General features: G+C 61.7%; 19 protein-coding genes and 1 pseudogene. 6 read left to right on the top strand and 14 right to left on the bottom strand.

Annotated elements, in window-relative coordinates:
• Positions 1–38: 38 nt before the first annotated feature.
• Together ACLRGI_RS20260 and ACLRGI_RS20255 are read right to left on the bottom strand one after the other, a co-directional pair.
• Positions 39–788, bottom strand: coding sequence for a 3-hydroxybutyrate dehydrogenase (locus ACLRGI_RS20260; RefSeq protein ID WP_419203252.1), 750 nt, complete (start codon positions 786–788; stop codon positions 39–41).
• A 5-nt stretch (positions 789–793) separates the two neighbouring features.
• On the bottom strand, positions 794–2,191 hold the full coding sequence (locus ACLRGI_RS20255; protein WP_419203251.1) for an MFS transporter: 1,398 nt from the start codon (positions 2,189–2,191) through the stop codon (positions 794–796).
• Between the two features lie 137 nt (positions 2,192–2,328).
• Between ACLRGI_RS20255 and ACLRGI_RS20250 the strand changes: the two genes are divergently transcribed.
• From ACLRGI_RS20250 to ACLRGI_RS20235, 4 genes are all read left to right on the top strand, one after another.
• Positions 2,329–3,225 (top strand): LysR family transcriptional regulator, encoded by an 897-nt coding sequence (locus tag ACLRGI_RS20250; protein ID WP_419203250.1) that lies wholly within the window; start codon positions 2,329–2,331, stop codon positions 3,223–3,225.
• A gap of 289 nt (positions 3,226–3,514) precedes the next feature.
• Complete coding sequence (locus tag ACLRGI_RS20245; protein WP_419203249.1) at positions 3,515–4,489, top strand: Ltp family lipoprotein; 975 nt, start codon at positions 3,515–3,517, stop codon at positions 4,487–4,489.
• A 93-nt stretch (positions 4,490–4,582) separates the two neighbouring features.
• On the top strand, positions 4,583–6,352 hold the full coding sequence (locus ACLRGI_RS20240; protein ID WP_419203248.1) for an ABC transporter transmembrane domain-containing protein: 1,770 nt from the start codon (positions 4,583–4,585) through the stop codon (positions 6,350–6,352).
• Positions 6,349–8,103: an ABC transporter ATP-binding protein gene (locus ACLRGI_RS20235; protein WP_419203247.1), complete on the top strand. Its 1,755-nt coding sequence runs from the start codon at positions 6,349–6,351 to the stop codon at positions 8,101–8,103. The genes ACLRGI_RS20240 and ACLRGI_RS20235 overlap by 4 nt, the downstream gene beginning before the upstream one ends.
• On the opposite strand, the gene ACLRGI_RS20230 is transcribed toward ACLRGI_RS20235, so the two are convergent.
• Positions 8,086–9,006 (bottom strand): spermidine synthase, encoded by a 921-nt coding sequence (locus ACLRGI_RS20230; RefSeq protein ID WP_419203246.1) that lies wholly within the window; start codon positions 9,004–9,006, stop codon positions 8,086–8,088. The genes ACLRGI_RS20235 and ACLRGI_RS20230 overlap by 18 nt on opposite strands.
• A 118-nt stretch (positions 9,007–9,124) precedes the next feature.
• Between ACLRGI_RS20230 and ACLRGI_RS20225 the strand changes: the two genes are divergently transcribed.
• Entirely contained in the window at positions 9,125–9,304 is a 180-nt protein-coding gene (locus ACLRGI_RS20225; protein ID WP_419203245.1) for a hypothetical protein, read from the top strand.
• 20 nt (positions 9,305–9,324) lie between these two features.
• On the opposite strand, the gene ACLRGI_RS20220 is transcribed toward ACLRGI_RS20225, so the two are convergent.
• Positions 9,325–10,179 (bottom strand): ferredoxin family protein, encoded by an 855-nt coding sequence (locus ACLRGI_RS20220; RefSeq protein WP_419203255.1) that lies wholly within the window; start codon positions 10,177–10,179, stop codon positions 9,325–9,327.
• Between the two features lie 150 nt (positions 10,180–10,329).
• Positions 10,330–11,535 (bottom strand): cupin domain-containing protein, encoded by a 1,206-nt coding sequence (locus ACLRGI_RS20215; protein WP_419203244.1) that lies wholly within the window; start codon positions 11,533–11,535, stop codon positions 10,330–10,332.
• A 14-nt stretch (positions 11,536–11,549) separates the two neighbouring features.
• Here ACLRGI_RS20215 and ACLRGI_RS20210 point away from each other — a divergent pair, with 14 nt between their 5' ends.
• The gene (locus ACLRGI_RS20210) at positions 11,550–11,852 is read left to right on the top strand and encodes a hypothetical protein (protein WP_419203242.1); all 303 of its coding nucleotides are present in this window, start codon (positions 11,550–11,552) and stop codon (positions 11,850–11,852) included.
• A 103-nt stretch (positions 11,853–11,955) separates the two neighbouring features.
• Here the strand turns inward: ACLRGI_RS20210 and ACLRGI_RS20205 are convergent, their stop codons facing one another.
• The 9 genes and pseudogenes from ACLRGI_RS20205 to ACLRGI_RS20165 form a co-directional block, all read right to left on the bottom strand.
• Complete coding sequence (locus tag ACLRGI_RS20205; protein WP_419203241.1) at positions 11,956–12,459, bottom strand: GNAT family N-acetyltransferase; 504 nt, start codon at positions 12,457–12,459, stop codon at positions 11,956–11,958.
• Positions 12,459–13,130, bottom strand: coding sequence for an O-methyltransferase (locus ACLRGI_RS20200; protein ID WP_419203240.1), 672 nt, complete (start codon positions 13,128–13,130; stop codon positions 12,459–12,461). The genes ACLRGI_RS20205 and ACLRGI_RS20200 overlap by 1 nt, the downstream gene beginning before the upstream one ends.
• A gap of 40 nt (positions 13,131–13,170) precedes the next feature.
• Positions 13,171–13,317 (bottom strand): annotated as a pseudogene (locus tag ACLRGI_RS20195) (thiamine-binding protein); the annotation flags it as partial.
• A gap of 59 nt (positions 13,318–13,376) precedes the next feature.
• Complete coding sequence (locus tag ACLRGI_RS20190; protein WP_419203239.1) at positions 13,377–14,552, bottom strand: Fic family protein; 1,176 nt, start codon at positions 14,550–14,552, stop codon at positions 13,377–13,379.
• Between the two features lie 363 nt (positions 14,553–14,915).
• Positions 14,916–15,503, bottom strand: coding sequence for a Swt1 family HEPN domain-containing protein (locus ACLRGI_RS20185; RefSeq protein ID WP_419203238.1), 588 nt, complete (start codon positions 15,501–15,503; stop codon positions 14,916–14,918).
• A complete protein-coding gene (locus ACLRGI_RS20180) occupies positions 15,503–15,868 on the bottom strand; it encodes a DUF5343 domain-containing protein (protein WP_419203254.1) in 366 nt (121 codons plus the stop codon). The genes ACLRGI_RS20185 and ACLRGI_RS20180 overlap by 1 nt, the downstream gene beginning before the upstream one ends.
• On the bottom strand, positions 15,790–16,104 hold the full coding sequence (locus ACLRGI_RS20175; protein ID WP_419203253.1) for a DUF5343 domain-containing protein: 315 nt from the start codon (positions 16,102–16,104) through the stop codon (positions 15,790–15,792). The genes ACLRGI_RS20180 and ACLRGI_RS20175 overlap by 79 nt, the downstream gene beginning before the upstream one ends.
• Before the next feature lie 127 nt (positions 16,105–16,231).
• Positions 16,232–16,552: a thiamine-binding protein gene (locus tag ACLRGI_RS20170; protein WP_419203237.1), complete on the bottom strand. Its 321-nt coding sequence runs from the start codon at positions 16,550–16,552 to the stop codon at positions 16,232–16,234.
• Positions 16,549–16,746 (bottom strand): thiamine-binding protein, encoded by a 198-nt coding sequence (locus ACLRGI_RS20165; protein ID WP_419203236.1) that lies wholly within the window; start codon positions 16,744–16,746, stop codon positions 16,549–16,551. Before ACLRGI_RS20165 ends, ACLRGI_RS20170 begins: the two co-directional genes overlap by 4 nt.
• Between the last annotated feature and the right edge of the window lie 47 nt (positions 16,747–16,793).

The raw sequence follows: 16,793 nt of genomic DNA, 5'->3' as shown, positions 1-16,793 counted from the left end.
CGGAAACATGGGGGTTATCTGCCAACTCGCGAGGTCGTTTACCGAGCTGACCAGCCGCCGTCCATGGTGTAGCTCGCGCCGGTGACCATGCCGGCGTCGTCGGAAGCCATCCAAGCGGCCAGCGACGCAACTTCCTCCACTTCCACCAGACGCTTCACCGCGGACTCCGTGAGCATCACCTTGGCCAGGACCTCGGCCTCGGGGATGCCATGGAGCCGGGCCTGATCCGCGATCTGCTTCTCCACAAGTGGCGTGCGGACATAGCCAGGGTTGATGCAATTGGACGTGACGCCATGCCCGCCACCTTCCAAGGCAGTGACTTTGCTGAGCCCTTCGAGGCCGTGCTTGGCGGAGACGTACGCACTCTTGTAGGCCGATGCGCGGAGTCCGTGGACGGACGAGATGTTGATGATCCTCCCGAATCCGTTGGCGTACATGTGCGGGAGCGCAGCCCTGATGAGGAGGAACGGGGCCTCCAGCATCAGGGCCAGGATCCGCCGGAACTCCGCGGGTTCGAACTCCTCGATCGGGGCAACTTTTTGGATGCCGGCGTTGTTGACCAGAATGTCGCAGTCGAGGCTGAGTGCAGCCAGGGCGTCCACATCCAGCAGGTCCACCGTCCAGGCTGTGCCGCCCAGCTCGTCGGCGAGGGCCGCAGCTCCGGAGGCATCGACGTCGGCCACCACTACTTTCGCCCCGCGGGCGGCGAGCGCCCGGGTACAGGCTGCCCCGATTCCGCTCGCGCCGCCGGTCACCAGTGCTTTGCGTCCGTTCAAGGAGTTGTCCATCAGATTCAGCCTTTCGGGGCATTTCCGGAAGAGGACGTGGTCAGTCCGTGCCGGATCGCGTCGGCCTCGTCCACTTCTTGGAGCGCGATGCCCTTGGTTTCCTTCAGGGATACGACGGCGACTACGGTAACGGCGCAGGCCACCACCAGATAGATCGCTGTGGGAAGCCAGGAGCCGGTGTCCTTGAGCCACTGGGTTGCCAGCAGCGGTGCCAGCGAGCCGGCGAAGATGGACGTGACCTGCGAGCCGAGCGAAACGCCCGAGTAGCGCATGCGGGTGGGGAAGAGTTCGGACATGATGGCCGGCTGACCTGCATACATGAAAGCGTGCATGCACAGGCCGATGGTGACGGCGAGGACAATGATCACGGCGTTCTTGGTGTCGAACATGGGGAAGGCGAAGAACGGCCAGGAGGCACCGGCAATAGCGCCCACCAGGTAGACGGGCTTGCGTCCCCACGAGTCCACCAGCCGTCCAACTTGCGGGATGACCAGGAAGTGGATGACATGGGCGATCAGGAGTGCCAGGAGGAGCGAGGAGGTGTCGTACTTGTGGACGCTCTTGAGGTAGACGATCGCGAAGCTCACCACGAGGTAGTACATGATGTTTTCGGCGAAGCGGAGGCCCATGGCTTGGAGGATGCCCTTGGGGTACTTGCGGATGACTTCGCCCACGCCGTAGCTGATGGCCTTGGATTCCTCCACCTGTGCTTTGGCTTCGAGGAAGATGGGGGCTTCGGTGACGTGGGTGCGGATGTAATAGCCCACGAACACGATCACTGCGGACAGCCAGAAGGCTACGCGCCAGCCCCAGCCGAGGAAGGCTTCGCTGCTGAGGACGGAGGACATGGTGAACAGGACGGCGGTGGCAAGGAGGTTACCTACCGGAACTGCTGCCTGCGGCCATGACGACCAGAAGCCGCGCGACTTGTTGGGGCTGTGCTCGGCTACCAGCAGCACGGCACCACCCCATTCGCCGCCGAGCGCGAAGCCCTGGATGAAGCGGAGAGCCACCAGCATGGCCGGCGCCCAGTAGCCGATCTCCATGAAGCCGGGGAGGCAGCCCATCAGGAACGTGGAAACGCCCACGATTACGATGGTCAGCTGGAGGGTGGGCTTGCGGCCCAGTTTGTCGCCGATCTGGCCGAACACGATTCCGCCGAGCGGGCGGGCTACGAAGCCAACCGCGTAGGTGATAAACGCCTGGATGATGCCGTCCAGTTCGTTGCCGGTGCTCGGAAAGAAGTACTTGCCGAAAACCAGCGTGGCGGCCGTGGCGTACAGGAAGAACTCGTACCACTCCACCACCGTGCCGACCATCGACGCCGCGACGATCTTCTTGAGTCCGGAGCCTTCGCCGGCGCCTTTCCCTGCTTTTGATGCGGAGCGCTGCTCTACGCTCATATCCATCTCCTCAGTGTCCTCTTTGACCCTTTTGAACGTGATGTGATCCACAACACGAAATGCTCCACTGAGTATTGCTGCAGATTCTTCTGCACTCAATGACCAAAGTGGCACCCTATGTGTGCAGAATTGCAGATATGAACCCGAACCCGGACGACCTCCTCATCTTCCTTTCCGTCTCACGCTCAGGAAAATTTACGACGGCGGCCCAGGCCTTGGGGCTCAACCACACCACGGTTTCGCGCAGGATAGCGGCGCTGGAAAAGGCGCTGGGCGGCCGGGTCCTCGCGCGTGCGGCCGGCGGTTGGGAAGTGACGGAGCTGGGCGCCGAAGCCGTGTTGGTGGCAGAACGGATCGAAGCTGCGGTGAGCGCCCTGGGACCGAGCGACCGCGCACCCGACCCCATCACCGGCGTCGTCCGCATGACCGCGACTGATGGTTTCAGCGCCTATATTGCCGCGCCGGCCGTGGCACGCCTGCGCCGCGAACATCCTGGACTGAGTGTGGAGATCGTGACGGTGACGCGCCGGGCGTTGCAACAGCGCTCGGGCCTGGACATCGAGGTGGTGGTGGGGACGCCGCAAGTCCACCGCGCCGAGGCCATCCGGCTCGGGGAGTACCGGCTGGGAATGTATGCCTCGCGCGCTTACCTCGCCGACAACGGGACACCTTCCAGTATTGAGGAACTCACGCAGCACCAACTCGTCTACTTTGTTGACTCGATGCTCCAAGTGGACGACCTGGACGCTCCGCGCCGACTGGTCCCCACCATGCGGGACGGCCTCAGTTCAACCAACGTGTTTGTGCATGTGGAAGCCACCCGGGCTGGAGCCGGTGTAGGTTTCCTGCCCTGCTTCATGGCCGATCGGCACACTGACTTGGTGCGCCTGCTTCCCTCGGACTTCGCCGAACTTCTCCCCTACTGGATGGTCCTACGCCCCGACTCCATGCGCCGCCCCGCAGTGGCCGCCGTCGTGCAGGCCTTGCGCGAGGAAACGGAGCAGCGGCGGGAGGAGCTGCTGGGCGCCGAGTAGCGCACCGAGGTGACGGGTCACGTTCTACGAAATCATGGGTGTTATCTGCCGTCTCGCGCCGCGGTGACGTTGGGGTTCCATTCCCCCAGACAACGTGTAGCATCCATCTACGGGCATTGACGCCCGTGACGCTTTTTTTGGGGGGAAGTGATCATGTTGTTCGCAACGTACCGAGCGTGGTTAACCGCACGTGCGATCGACGCCTTTTCCTCAAAGGGCGTCCACTTACCGCACCCACTCCGTACGCTTCGCATCGCACGTCGGTCAGGTGTCCTATGAAGGGACTCTCATGAGCCAAAACCCCTATCCCACCGCATACCCTCCAGCCCAGGCCTACGGGCAACCACCGCAAGGCAACAAGTCGTTCCTTGTGACGTGGTTGCTGTCGCTTCTCCTTGGCGTCTTTGGTGTGGATCGGTTCTATCTGGGCAAGGTTGGAACCGGCCTCCTCAAGCTCTTTACCATCGGTGGCTTGGGCATATGGGCTCTCATTGACCTCATCCTTGTACTTGCGAATCAAACCCGGGATAAACAAGGCCTGCCGCTTGCGGGCTATCAGCAGCACAAGAAAGTGGCTCTGATCGTCACGGGTGTGTTCGTCCTCCTGAGCATTATCTTCAACGCCACCCGCGGCGGGGCTACGCCGTCCTCCGCCCCGGCTGTTTCCACAACCAAGGAGTCAGCCGCAGCTCCCGTTGCTTCGCCGGTTGCCACGGCAGCCGATGCCGACGCTAAGGCGAAGGCTGATGCCGACGCCGCGGCCAAGGCTGTTGCGGACGCAGAGGCGGCGGTGAAAGCCAAAACCGACGCCGAAGCTGCCGCGAAGGCGAAAGCTGACGCTGACGCTGTTGCTCAGGCAAAATCCGAAGCTGACGCCGCCGCGAAAGCCGAGGCTGACGCCGCAGCCCAAGCCAAGGCCGATTCGGATGCTGCGGCGAAAGCTGCTGCAGAGGCGGCGGCCCAGGCAGCAGCCGGGACCGTCAGTCAACGGAACGCTCTACGAAAGGCCGGTGACTACCTGGAATTCAGTGCTTTCTCCTATCCGGGACTCATAAAGCAATTGGAATTCGAAAAGTACTCAGCAACCGATGCTACGTGGGCCGTAGACAGGGTAAAAGTAGATTGGAACGAGCAGGCCGCAAAGAAGGCTAAAAGCTATTTAGACTTCACATCGTTCTCAAGGGCAGGCTTAATCGACCAACTGCTCTTCGAGGGCTTCACTCCGGAGCAGGCTGAGTACGGAGTGAGTCAAACAGGTCTGTAGCCAGCAGAGAAGCGGCGGGAGGAGCTGCTGGGCGCGCTGTAGCGGCGGGCCATCTGGCCGTCTCAAAGTTAGGCGACCCTTAGTATGGTAACCATGCCCTCCAGTTCTGCCACTCCGCCCTGCCCGCCCGGGCGTAACAAGCAAGCACCCTGGAAGGTCTCCCGGCTTTTCAGGTTCACGTTGTTCTCCAACGGACGTTGGAAGCTGCTGCTGGCAGGCTGTGCCGGACTCTCCCTGCATCAGGTCAGCGAGGCCTTGGTGCCGGCAACCATCGGCGCCGCGGTGGACAATGCCATCCAACCGAACGATGCCGGCGCCCTTCTGGGGTGGCTGGGCGTCCTGGCTGTTGTGTTCGTCGTGCTGGCCCTTTCGTGGCGGCTGGGCACCCTGGCCACCGAGCGCTCTTTCAACTATGGCTCACACGATCTCCGCCAATTGGTGGTGGAGCGAACACTTCATCCCCGCGGGATGGCCGCCCAACGAGCACCCGGCGAAATCGTGGCCATTGCCTCTTCCGACGCAGACAGGGTTGCCGGGCTGTCCTGGCTGATCAGCGGAGGCTTGGCTGCAGCCGCCGGCGTGATCACATCGGCCGTCACCCTCCTGCTCATTTCAGTGCCCCTGGGTATTGCCGTTCTCCTGGCTACTCCGGTCATGCTGCTGGTGATGCACCGGCTCACCAAACCGCTCGAAAACCGCAGCGACGTGGAGCAGTCCACGGCAGCTCGTGCCGGCTCCCTCGCCACGGATTTCATTACCGGATCCCGCCCGCTCAAAGGCCTCGGCGCGGAGGACGCTGCCATAACCCGCTACAGCGCCGCGAGCCGGGCATCGCTGGCTTCCGCTTTGAAGGCCATCCGGGCCAAGTCCGCTTACACGGGAGCCAGCACAGCCTTGTCCGCAGCCTTTCTGGCGGGTATCGCCTTCTTCGCAGCGTGGTTCGCGCTCCAGGGCAGCATCACCGTTGGGCAATTGGTGGCCGTTGTTGGCGTGGCGCAGTTCGTTCAGGGCCCCATGACCGCGCTTGGCTTCCTCAGCGTGGAACTCGCCCGCAAACGCGCGTCCGCGGCACGGATCGCAGTATTGCTGGAAGAACCGGAGGCGGTGCCCGCACCCGAAGCAGAGGAACGTTCGACGGCGGCAGCCGGCTCTGTTGCGAACCTCGCCTCGACATCCGGACCGGCTCCGCTGCTGGAGCTCCGGCCAGGCGCTGCGGATGCCAATTTCCCGCCCTTCTCAGCGTCGGCCGGCGAAATCGTGGGCGTCGTCCTTCCGGACAGCACGCATGCGCGGCAGCTGGTGGACACGTTGGGCTTCCGCGTACCCGCACCCCGTGGCCTCCTCTCCGTTGACGGCCGCGACGCCGCCGACCTCGATCCCCTTCACGTACGCTCCAGGGTCTTCGCGGACAGCCACGATGGAGTTCTCTTCGGCGGTAGTGTCCGCGAAAACGTGGCAGCAGCCGGTGCGAAGATGCATGAACGCGCCATGTCGGCCGCCGCCGTCGGGGACTTTGTCTCTCAACTGCCCGAAGGCCTGGAAACTGTCCTCACCGGGCACGGCCAAAGCCTGTCCGGCGGCCAGCGGCAGCGGCTGGTTCTATGCCGTTCGCTGCACCAGCAGCAACCGGTCCTGGTCCTGCACGACCCCACCACCGCCGTCGATACCGCCACCGAAGCTGTCATTGCGGACGGGCTGCGCAACTTCCCGGACAAGGCCCTGGTGCTGGTCACCACCAGCCCTACCCTGCTGGCCGTGTGCCATCGCGTGGTGGTGGGCGGAGCTGACGGCCTGCCGGAAACCGGAACACATCGGGAACTCCTCGCTACGTCCGCCGGCTACCGAGAGATGGTGGGCTCGTGAGCCCGGAGATTCTGCCTATTGCCACCCCTCGCCAGACCCGGAAGGCGATGTGGCGCCTGTTGGCGCAACGCCCCGGCAAGCTCACCCTGACCATCACCGTGTTGCTCGCGGCGTCCTGCTGCGGCTTGGCTGCCCCGGCCATTTTGGGCGTGATGGTGAATATCGCAGCTACTGGCGGGGACGTCACGTCCCTGCTGTGGTTGGCAATCGGGTTGTTGATTGCTGGTGGACTCGGAGCCCTGTTGGGCATCCTGGGACAGAACCTACTGGCACGCATCTGTGAGGAAGCCTTGGCCGGACTGCGCCAGGAAGTGTTCGCGGCAGCCGTTCGGAAGCCGCTGCAAGAACTGGAAAAGGCGGGCATTGGCGACGTCGTTGCCCGGGTATCCGGTGACGTTGAGGCAGTCAGTGAGGCGATTTCCGGCGTGCTGCCCGCGTTCACCAGTGCAGCTTTCACTATCGGAGTTACTTTGTTGGGCTTGGGCGTGATCGACTGGCGCTTCGCCGTGGCCGTGCTGGTTGCGGCCCCGTTGCAGATCTTCACCCTTCGCTGGTTCCTCAAGCGGACCGCGCCCATTTACCGGACGGTCCGGATCACCGAAGCCAACCGGACCGAGCAGATCATCGAGACCGTCCATGGCTCCGGTTCTGTCTTGGCTTTGGGCCTCGGGTCCCGCCATGTGGACCTTGTGGCCTCAGCATCCCACGAAAACATTGGCCATTCCCTTCGCGGGGTGGGTTTCCTGACCCGGTTCTACAACCGGCTCAACCTTGCGGAACTGATCGGACTGTCGGCAGTTCTGCTGGTGGGATTCTGGCTCCATGCCGAGGGCGCCGTGACCATCGGCGCGGCAACGGCTGCCGCGTTGTACTTCTATCGGTTGTTCGATCCGATCGGGCTGGTCCTGGGGCAGTTCGATGAACTCCAAAAAGCCGCTGCCGGACTGGGCCGCATGTTCGGCCTGACGATGTCCACAGCGCCAGCCGCCGCCCCGACGTCGTCAGCTGCCACTGACGCCAGCATCGCCCTGGACAACATCACCTTCGCCTACCCTGGCCAACGCCCGGCCCTCAAGGGTGTGTCCCTCACTGTCCGCTCGGGCGAGAGAGTGGCGATTGTTGGAACGTCGGGCGCCGGTAAGACCACCCTCGCCAAAGTCATCATGGGTTTGCAACATCCCCACACCGGGACTGCCTGGGTGGGCGGGCTGAATACAGCTGCTGCAGCCCCGGCAGACCTGCACGGGCGCATTGCCATGGTCAGCCAGGAAGTGCACGTCTTCTCCGGCACGCTCGCGGAGGACCTTAGGCTCGCCAAACCCGACGCTACTTCCGACGAACTCCAGCACGCCCTGCAGGCAGTTGGGGCTGCTTGGGTTGAAACGCTCGACGACGGACTGGAGACCTCCGTAGGCGCCGGCGGGCACCAGCTCACTCCGGAGCAGGCGCAACAACTGGCTTTGGCTCGGCTGATGCTCAAGGATCCGCCCATCGCGGTCCTCGACGAGGCCACGGCGGAAGCCGGAACCGGTTCTGCCGCGATGCTGGATCAGGCCGCCGAGGCAGCGCTGGCAGGCCGGACCTCAGTAGTGATCGCGCACCGACTGTCCCAAGCCGCTTCCGCAGACACCGTTGTGGTCATGGAGCAGGGACGGATTGTGGAGTCGGGTTCGCATTGGGAACTGCTGTCCGAAGGCGGCCGCTACGCACACCTCTGGGAAGCGTGGAACAGCTCACTGAGCCGGAACTGAAGGTTCGCTCACAGGTTCGGCCGGCGGATCATGCCGCGCCGGGATTCCCTTGGCGAACGCGCGCACTCTGGCGTCATCCCAAATGTGCGCTGGAACGCCTCCGCCCAATAGCCTGCGGGCCAGCGTGGGGTCATCGCCGAACGGCACATGGCTCCCTGCCATGATCATGTTGCCGTAGCGCCGCCCCTTGAGCATGGCGGGATCGGCGATGATCATGGTGTGCTCAAACGTGTCGGCAATGGTGGCGGCGTCGGCCCGGGCGTTTTTGAGGTCCGGGGCATCCCCGGAGTTGACCACGTAGAGTCCGTCAGGGGCGAGGACCGAGTCTGCGTGCGCGGTGAACTCCCGGGTGGTCAAGGCCCGGGGCGTAAAGGCTCCGGCGAAGACATCGCGAATAATCAGGTCACGGCTGTCCTCAGTGAGGGTCTCTGTGACCTGCCGGGCTTCCCCCACGCGGATCCGCAGCAAGGGCGCCTTGGGGAGATCGAACCAGCCCCGCACGTAGTCAGCCAGCTTGCCGTCCAGCTCAACAACCACCTGCCGCGCTTCCGGGTAGGCTGCGTGGAAGTAGCGGGCCATGGAGCAGGCTCCCCCGCCAAGATGCAGGGCGCGGAGCTTCGGTTTCTGTTCGCGCGGCCAGCGCGATTCAACCAGGGCAGCGATCCAGCGCATGTACTCAAAATCCAGGAACAGTGGGTCCGCGAGGTCAATGTGTGAGCTCATCACACCGTTGATCTTGAGCAGCCAGCCGTTGGAGTTGTCCTGGTCCTGAATCAACTCGCAGTCGCCGGTATCGATGTAGTAGACCCCTGCGGCCGGACCGTCAGGGCGGGTGCCGGAAGGCACCTCGACGACGCCCGCCGTCGACCTCTGGGATCTGCCTGCTTTGCCCCGTTTTGCCACTACTTCCGCCCTGCCTGAGTCATGCTCCAAGCCTAGTGGAGCGCCACATTGCTCCGAACGGACACATCAAAAGTAAGGCTACTTACCGTTTTGCCCTCGGGAGCCCTATGATCTCTACATGGAACTCGGAGCATCGGTGTGGGCGGAGGTGTTGACGGTGGCAGTCGCGTGGCTGACGGTCGTCTGCCTGCTGCTTGCCCGTGTGCCCAAACCGCCGAGCCTCCTGGATTCGTCGCTGGAGGGTTCGCCGCTGGATATGGCTCAGCCGGACGATTCGGAACCGCGCCAGGGCCTGTAGCCTATTTCGGTCTTCACGTGTCAGATTCTCCTGACTGACGTGGGTTCGTAAACTATCACCGACCCCTCCGCCGGTGCACGGCAGGTCAGCTGACGCAGAGGCGCCCGGCGGGCCTGCAATTCCACATCGATATGGGCCGGGTGGGGCGGCTTACCGGTGATGTGGATGCGCCATTGCTCGCCCTCCCGCAGCGTCTCCGTGACCAGATAATCATGCCGACCGGCAGGGCCGAACCGTCCAAGCACGGCCGCGACGGCCGCCTGCTGTGGTGGGGTGAGGTCCGTATATCCGCGCAGATACCCGGCATGGATGACGCCCGCGAGGTGCGCCTCGATCGTGGCGACGGAGGACCCGGCGTCGAGTCCCCCGTAATACACGCCGTCCGGGGCGATGACGGCGTTGGCTGCGAACCTGTCACCGCCAACATGGGAGCACTCCCACACCAATCCAGGCCACCGCTCACTGAGCGCGCGCCCCACGGGCCGTCCCCGCACTGCGCAGCAGGTGTCATGCTGACCATGGGCGCAGATCAGGATGACCGGTGGAAAGCCCTGCTCTCCGGGAGATGCCAGGGCTGAAACAATCTCTGCGAGGTCCTCATCCCTCTCCCACACGCCCCAAAGCTGTTGATGGGCGCCAAAGCTGTCATGACGAAGTATTGCCCAACTGGCCGGACCATGGATTTGGCGGGCACCGAGCCGCCGGGGGCCAGGACGCCGCACAAGGAGGATCCGCGCATTCGCCGTCCGGGCAGCGGAGATGACCAAAGCCTTGGTCCGGGCGTCAAGATCAAGGCCCTCGAAACCATTGGGCGGCCATGCGCCCGGAAACTCTATGAGGACCCAAGCCAAGCCGGGTGAGGCCGTACCTGCCATCGGGTCGCCACGCAATCGAGCACTTTCCGCGCAGAAGAAACGGCCCGTTGCAGCCGCGGGGGATGTCACCATCTGGCGTCCCTGTTCGGGCTGCTGGCACGGTTCAGGCGGCTGTCACTGTTCAGGCGGCTGTCACTATTCACGCCGGGATCACACTTCAACGGGGACGAGAACTCCTGCGCGTAACAGCCTTTCCGCAAGTTCAACACCGAGGTCAGCCGCGCTGTGCTCCTCGCCGTCCAGCAGGCGCCTCACGGAAGACAGGTCCGCCTCTGGGAAGTCGAGCCAACCCACGCGGGTAGTCAAACGTGTGTCCTCGAGCCGCGCTTCAAGGGCATCCCGAAGCCGAACCAGCGACTCCGGGCCGAGGCCCTGGACGGCCGTGAGCTGGGCCAACGGGCCAAGCGGAGCAGGGCGTCCCTGTCCCCTCCGGGCACGGTGGAAGAGGGACGTAGTATCCGCCTCCATGATCACGGCTGCGAGACGTTCACGGACGGCATTGATCTCCCCTTCGGGGCCATCCACGCCCAGGGGCAGGGACCGGCGCATCTCGGGATCCTCGCAAAGTGCGGCCAGCGCGGCCTGTGTGAGGTGCTCGGCCAGCGCATGGCGGGTCCAACTGTGGATTCCCAGCGTGAGGTGGATGGAAACTTTGCCCTGTGCCTGTGCCGCGTGTAACCAACCGCGAGGCAGGTAGAGGACATCGCCGGGCTCCAGGACGGTATCGATATATGCCTCGCCCTGGGCGGCCTCGGCGACGTCGGGTCGGCGATCGGTCCAAGGCTGGCTACGCAGGGGGTCCACATGCACCGGCTCATGGATGATCCAGCGTTTGGTTCCCTCTATCTGGAGGACAAAGACGTCGTGGACATCGTAGTGGTCGTCGAAACCACGGTTCTGAGGCGGGGTGATGTAGGCATTGGCCTGCACAGGATGTCCAAGTTCGCCGCTGAGCTTTGTACTGAAGCTTTGCACCGGCTCCCACGTGCGATGCAGGGCCTGCAGTACCAGGGTGGCTCCGTCGCCGAATTTGCGCCACAGCGCTGTGTCGTCCAGTTGGTCAGCGATTGTGGCGCCAACTCCTGCCGGGGAGGTGTAGGAGGACTCCGGCAGTGTGGAACCGTCCTTGGCGACGCGGAGGAAGGGTGTTCGAAGACCGCGGCGCGAAATCAGTTCATCGACGGCGTTTGCTGAGAACACATCGGAGAAGTCGCTGACACCACGAGTGAGTAGCGCGGTGCGCCCCCATACGTCGCTGGCGAACTTTTCTTGGCTGATGTCGATCAGGCGTGTCCCCAGGACCCCGGCATCCTTGACAGCGCCGGGGTCCTGGAAATCAGTGCTGGTAGAACTCAAACTTAGCTGCCTTGTTGTCCGGCGCCACCGTCAGCGCCACCATCAGCGCCACCATCAGCGCCGCCGTCGTGAGTGCCCGGAACACCGGCCGCACCCCCGTCTGCGGGGCCTTCGGCACCACCATCAGCACCACCGTCGGCACCACCATCAGCACCACCATCAGCGCCGCCGTCGGCACCACCATCAGCACCGCCGTCGTGGGCGCCCGGGACGCCGGCCGCGCCCCCGTCCGCGGGGCCTTCCTGCTCGCTTGGATCCTGCTCTGGAATAGTCATGCTTCCTCCCGAGAATCGAATGGCGTACTCAGGCTCCGATGATCGATGCCTGATTCCAAACCGGACGATCTTTATCGACACGGTTCGTGATCACCATATCGAGATGAGTCAGTTGTGGGAACAGCCCGCGTGAGTTTGAAATCCGCTAAGGCCCGACGGCGGGACGCACCATCCGATGTTCCGGCAGCGAGTACCATGATGGGTCGCAAAGCTGCCGTTTTCCGTCCGGCACAAAACCGTTGCGACGATAAAAAGCCTGGGCCCGGGGATTGTCGTCAAGCACCCACAAGTACGCTGGTCCGTCGCCGATCAGTGCCTCCACCAGGGCCTGGCCCACTCCCCTGCCATGGATGCGTTCCAGGGTGTAGAGCATGAAGAGCTCCCGTTCGCAGGGACCGTCCTCGTCCTGCCCCGGACCAGCTGCACCGAGGCCAACCAGCTGACCATCGGGATCGTGGGCGAGGATCCTCGTGTGGCCTGCGGCGATGAAGGCCCGGTACCGCTCAATGCGATCCGGCAGCGCCGCTTCCTGTTTTTGGAAGAACTCCGGTGGCAGCAGGTGCCCGTAACTCTCCCTCCACGACTGGACATGCATGAGGGCCATGGCCTCGGCATCTTCCGCTCTTGCGGCGCGAATGGTGAAATCCATTACCTCACCCGCGCTATCGCAAAACCGTCCCACCCTTTGCTGCCAACCGTCTGAATGGCGGTGGCATCCAGACGCGGATCCTGGCCCATCTTTTCCAGCATGGCCAGGATGCCGGGCGCGTTTACCTCGTCCCTCCCGGGCTCCAGGATGGCGCCGTCCCAGATGACGTTGTCCACCACGATCACCGTGCCCGGATGCCCGAGCCGGATGGCCCAGTCGAGGTAGTTGGCGTCATTTTCCTTATCCGCATCGATGAAAACGAAGTCAAACGATTCCTGGCCTGCCAGCGCGGGCAGGGTGTCCAGGGCAGCACCAACACGAATGTCCACCTTGTGCCCTACTCCGGCAGCGTCCAGGTTGGCGCGCGCAACGTCCGCATGCTTTTGGAGGAATTCGCACGTCACTATCCGGCCGTCGTCGGGCAGTCCCTGTGCCATCCACATACTGCTGAAGCCCGCGAGGGTTCCGATTTCCAGTACCCGCCTGGCGCCGGACATCTGCACCAGCATGCGCAGCAGCTTGCCGGCGTTGGGGGCTACTTCAATGGCCGGCATGCCGGCCTCCACAGCGGATGCAATGGCGCGCTTGTGGGCAGGATCAGGACGCACGACGACGTCCGTCAGGTAATGCTCGACGTCAACCCAACCAGGCTCGGTTCCGTGTTCAATCATGGCCCCCAGTCTGGCACTCGCCGCGGCGTGGGGAAAGGATCTAGTCCGTGGCGGAAATGGCGTCTTCGAGCCGTTCCACCTTGCCGGTCAGCTCACCGCTGTACCCGGGACGGATGTCGGCCTTGATCACCAATGAAACCCGGCTGCCGAAGCGCCCAACAGCTTCAGTGGCGCGCTTGACGACGTCGATGCCAACAGTCTCGCAAGCATAAAGCCGCCTAGCACCTTCCCCGAAAGAGTAGACGTTCAGAAAGAACTCATTATGCGCATGGCCCTGTTACAGACAAACAGCCTGCCATAGGTTCTTTGACCAACTTGATCAATGAGGCCCAATTTGAGTAACTTATTGACAGCATTATTAGCAGCCTGATGAGAAACTCCATATCGACGCGCAATGCTACTCACATCAAAGACCGGATTCCCGATTAGGTCAGCGGCAAGAGATGTTGCGATGCTCTTGTCTTTTACGTCCCGAAGTTGTTGTTGCATCAGCTCCTTGAGGCTAAGCAGCTCGCGAATCGCTTTGGTTGTTGCTAAAGACTGCTCTGCCACACCCTTCATGAAGAACCGAATCCAGGGATCAAAGTCACCAGTTTGGCTCATTCTAAGCAAATGATCAATGTATTCTTCTCGCCGTGGTTCAAGCCAGGAGGCCATGTTTAGAATCGGGTAGTCCAGCACCTTACTCTCGATGAGTTGAAGGGTCATGACTAGCCGTCCTATCCTTCCATTGCCGTCCACGAAAGGGTGGAGCGTCTCGAACTGATAGTGACCGAGGGCAACGCGAATGAGGAGAGGGACTCGATCCGCCAAATTGATCCACTTTTCCCAATCAGAAAATCCGTCCTCGAGAATCTTCCCTGGGGGTGGGGGTACGAAACGGGCCTCCGAAACCGGGCGTCCATGGTTTCCGATGAAGACCTGGCGCTTCCTTAACTGGCCAGAATCATACGTTTCACCGCGAGTTCCCTTGACCAAGATGCCTTGCAGCTCTTCCAAGACGCTTCGACATACAGGGCGAGTTTTCAGGGACTCCAACGACCGTTCCGCTGCCCGCAAATAGTTCCTAACTTCCCGGACTTGGGCTGTCGATTTTTTCTCGTCTATATAGTCCGCCTCGAGAACCTCCTCGAGGGAGGCATAAGTTCCTTCAAGTGCAGAAGTGCTGACCGCCTCCTTCGAAAGCGTGGGCCGAACCAGCCATTGCGGGTCTGGGATCAGGGTCAGGTATGCGTTTAGTGCACCAACTGCCCTATCGGCTTCGCCTAGGGCAATCTGCGCCTCGGGTGTCAGGTGCACTTCCGAAGGAAGGGGATTGGGCACATAGGCGAAATGCGTCCACGATTCCTCGCTCCTGCCGTCTGTGCCGGAAATGGGAACGAGCTTCCCGGATGGCGACGCCTCAAACATTCTTATATCCACTCGTCAAGGATAGTAGTACAACCTTGATAAGTCCATTGGGATTGTAAGGTTGTTCGATCTAGCTTGAAGTTGACGCCCGGGGTGGCGGTGTCCTACCTCCAAACAAGCGCCTTCGCCATTCAACGAACCACACTCATCAAGGATCCCCGACCCAACCTTGCAAAGCCCAACAAGACTGTAAGAACACAGACACACACACCGCACCCATCAACGATCCCCGACCCAACCTTGCAAACCCCAACAAGACTGTAAGAACACAGACACACACACCGCACCCATCAACGATCCCCGACCCAACCTTGCAAAGCCCAACATCTCACTGCTGGCCGAGGATTCTCAAGGAAATCAAACCGGCAACACTGCTCACTCCATAAGTCGATAGAAATCTCTAACGGCGAGGTGAAGCCGGACAACTTCGTCGTCCGCAAGGGGAGAACAATGCGCCACTGGACCTCGGAGTAAGTTCAGGCTCGCCATGACCTTTTCGAGCCCCCGTCGGCTGTTGAAGGTAGCACCGAAGATATCCCAGTTCGCTTTGATGATCTCGTTCAGTTCCCCAAAAGTTGTGTAGTCGATGGGATGAGAGGAGCGGAGAGTTACACCGCTATCTTGCTCCCGCTTCTTGTTATTTGTTACCGCGGTCCTGATGTTCTCGGGACACTTAGTTTCCCACCAGTCTTCGCCAAACCCCTCTTCGAGCTGCGACTCCACGAGATCTCGAATGGAGTTCTCCAAGCAGTAGAAGATCTGATAGTACGTAGCCATCTCGGCGGCCTGATGCGGCATCTTCAGTGGAAATTGGAGGTAATAGCTCTCGTTCTCCACAGTTTCTTCTTCGACTCCGACAGGAGAGACCGAGTCGACGCCAAATCGTGCAGAGATTTCGTCGAGCTCGACTTGTAACAACTGTCGTCTCATGTGCATTAGCTGGATGCGATCAATCCCATTCATCAGAGCAGGTGACCCTTCAGGCTTTTGAAGATCGCGTTGAAGACCGAGATATCATTCGTGTTGGGTAGATTGATATTGATGGTGTAGCCGAACCGCAATGGTGAACCGTCTAGCGGTGAGCGACTATCCATGGACGGCGCTTCTGCAGGCTCAAGGTGGTTTTCCTGGGCGGCTCCGAAGTCCTCAAGGGAGGAATTAAAGTCCGCATATTGCTTCAGCGCCTCGAACGTCCCGGCTATCGCCCGGAGTACAGTTGCCCCTTGCTCGACGCCGGTGACTTCCCGTATTAGCCCTTCGAGCTTCTTGCGGTCCAACCGATCAACATACTCATTTCGCTTATACATAGGAGCGTAACCGGCCCGAATGGCCGCAGCCTGGCAGCTCGAGACTCATCAGAACCTCCCCGAAACTGGTTATACAGGACGGAAGGCGTTCCATCAGAGTTGATAAGTGAAAGCCTCTTCGCCAAGGGTATGAACGGCTTGGCACTTCCACTGGGAAATCCCAGAACCGACCCCAGAAAGTCCTGAGAAAAACGGTCCGGCGTCTTCGCTTCCTTGATCTTGTCAAGAATCTTCGAAACCAGCCCTGATGCACCCATATACGGGAGCGTTTCCGCCATAAAGTGTCCCCTCACCAGAAGGGCCCATTGCCCCATTGAAGACCAATGCTACACAGCACGGATTGACCGCCCGGGGCGCAGGACATTCCAAATGTGGAAACGACTGCTAGAGGTTTCGAATGGCCTGATCCAAGCGATCTAGTTTGCCAGTCAATTCACCAGTGAACCCGGGCCGAATGTCAGCCTTTAAAACCAGAGATACCCGGGAACCATATGCACCGACGGCTTCGGTCGCGAGTTTGACGACGTCCATGACAGCGTCCCAATCGCCCTCAATCTCCGTAAACATTGAGCTAGTCCGGTTGGGCAAGCCCGACTCCCGGACGACCTTTACTGCGGCGGCCACGGCGTCGTGAACAGAGTCGTCGCTCGGCGCCTCCCCGCTGGCCGGAGCGCCCGACGGGGCTACTGAAAACGCTACAATCACTTCATATCCCCTTTAGGCGCTGACGCGCCCTCGATGGTGGTGAACATGGAGTCCGTGTGGTTGGGCAATCCGGACTCGCGGACGATCTTGACGGCGGCAGCGACGGCGTCGTGCACGGAGGCATCGGGGGTGGGTCCGCCGTTGGCGGCGGAAGCGGGCTGGCCCGAAGGGGCGACTGAGAATGCAAGCAACATGAAATCCAGTGTTTCACGTGCCGGTTTGTCACATAACAACGTACTCC

This window comes from Paenarthrobacter sp. PPS72, from assembly GCF_048537125.1.
GTDB lineage: Bacteria > Actinomycetota > Actinomycetes > Actinomycetales > Micrococcaceae > Arthrobacter > Arthrobacter nitroguajacolicus_E.
The sequence above is the reverse complement of the archived record's forward strand: the minus strand, read 5'-3'. Positions and strand labels throughout refer to the sequence as shown.

Bases quoted from the DNA above. Each gene is read 5' to 3' on its own strand.
- ACLRGI_RS20225 (WP_419203245.1), top strand. From the start codon at position 9,125: ATGGAACTCGGAGCATCGGTGTGGGCGGAGGTGTTGACGGTGGCAGTC.
- ACLRGI_RS20240 (WP_419203248.1), top strand. From the start codon at position 4,583: ATGCCCTCCAGTTCTGCCACTCCGCCCTGCCCGCCCGGGCGTAACAAG.
- ACLRGI_RS20220 (WP_419203255.1), bottom strand. From the start codon at position 10,179: ATGGCAGGTACGGCCTCACCCGGCTTGGCTTGGGTCCTCATAGAGTTT.
- ACLRGI_RS20250 (WP_419203250.1), top strand. From the start codon at position 2,329: ATGAACCCGAACCCGGACGACCTCCTCATCTTCCTTTCCGTCTCACGC.
- ACLRGI_RS20185 (WP_419203238.1), bottom strand. From the start codon at position 15,503: ATGAATGGGATTGATCGCATCCAGCTAATGCACATGAGACGACAGTTG.
- ACLRGI_RS20255 (WP_419203251.1), bottom strand. From the start codon at position 2,191: ATGAGCGTAGAGCAGCGCTCCGCATCAAAAGCAGGGAAAGGCGCCGGC.
- ACLRGI_RS20205 (WP_419203241.1), bottom strand. From the start codon at position 12,459: ATGGATTTCACCATTCGCGCCGCAAGAGCGGAAGATGCCGAGGCCATG.
- ACLRGI_RS20245 (WP_419203249.1), top strand. From the start codon at position 3,515: ATGAGCCAAAACCCCTATCCCACCGCATACCCTCCAGCCCAGGCCTAC.
- ACLRGI_RS20165 (WP_419203236.1), bottom strand. From the start codon at position 16,746: ATGTTGCTTGCATTCTCAGTCGCCCCTTCGGGCCAGCCCGCTTCCGCC.
- ACLRGI_RS20260 (WP_419203252.1), bottom strand. From the start codon at position 788: ATGGACAACTCCTTGAACGGACGCAAAGCACTGGTGACCGGCGGCGCG.
- ACLRGI_RS20200 (WP_419203240.1), bottom strand. From the start codon at position 13,130: ATGATTGAACACGGAACCGAGCCTGGTTGGGTTGACGTCGAGCATTAC.
- ACLRGI_RS20175 (WP_419203253.1), bottom strand. From the start codon at position 16,104: ATGGGTGCATCAGGGCTGGTTTCGAAGATTCTTGACAAGATCAAGGAA.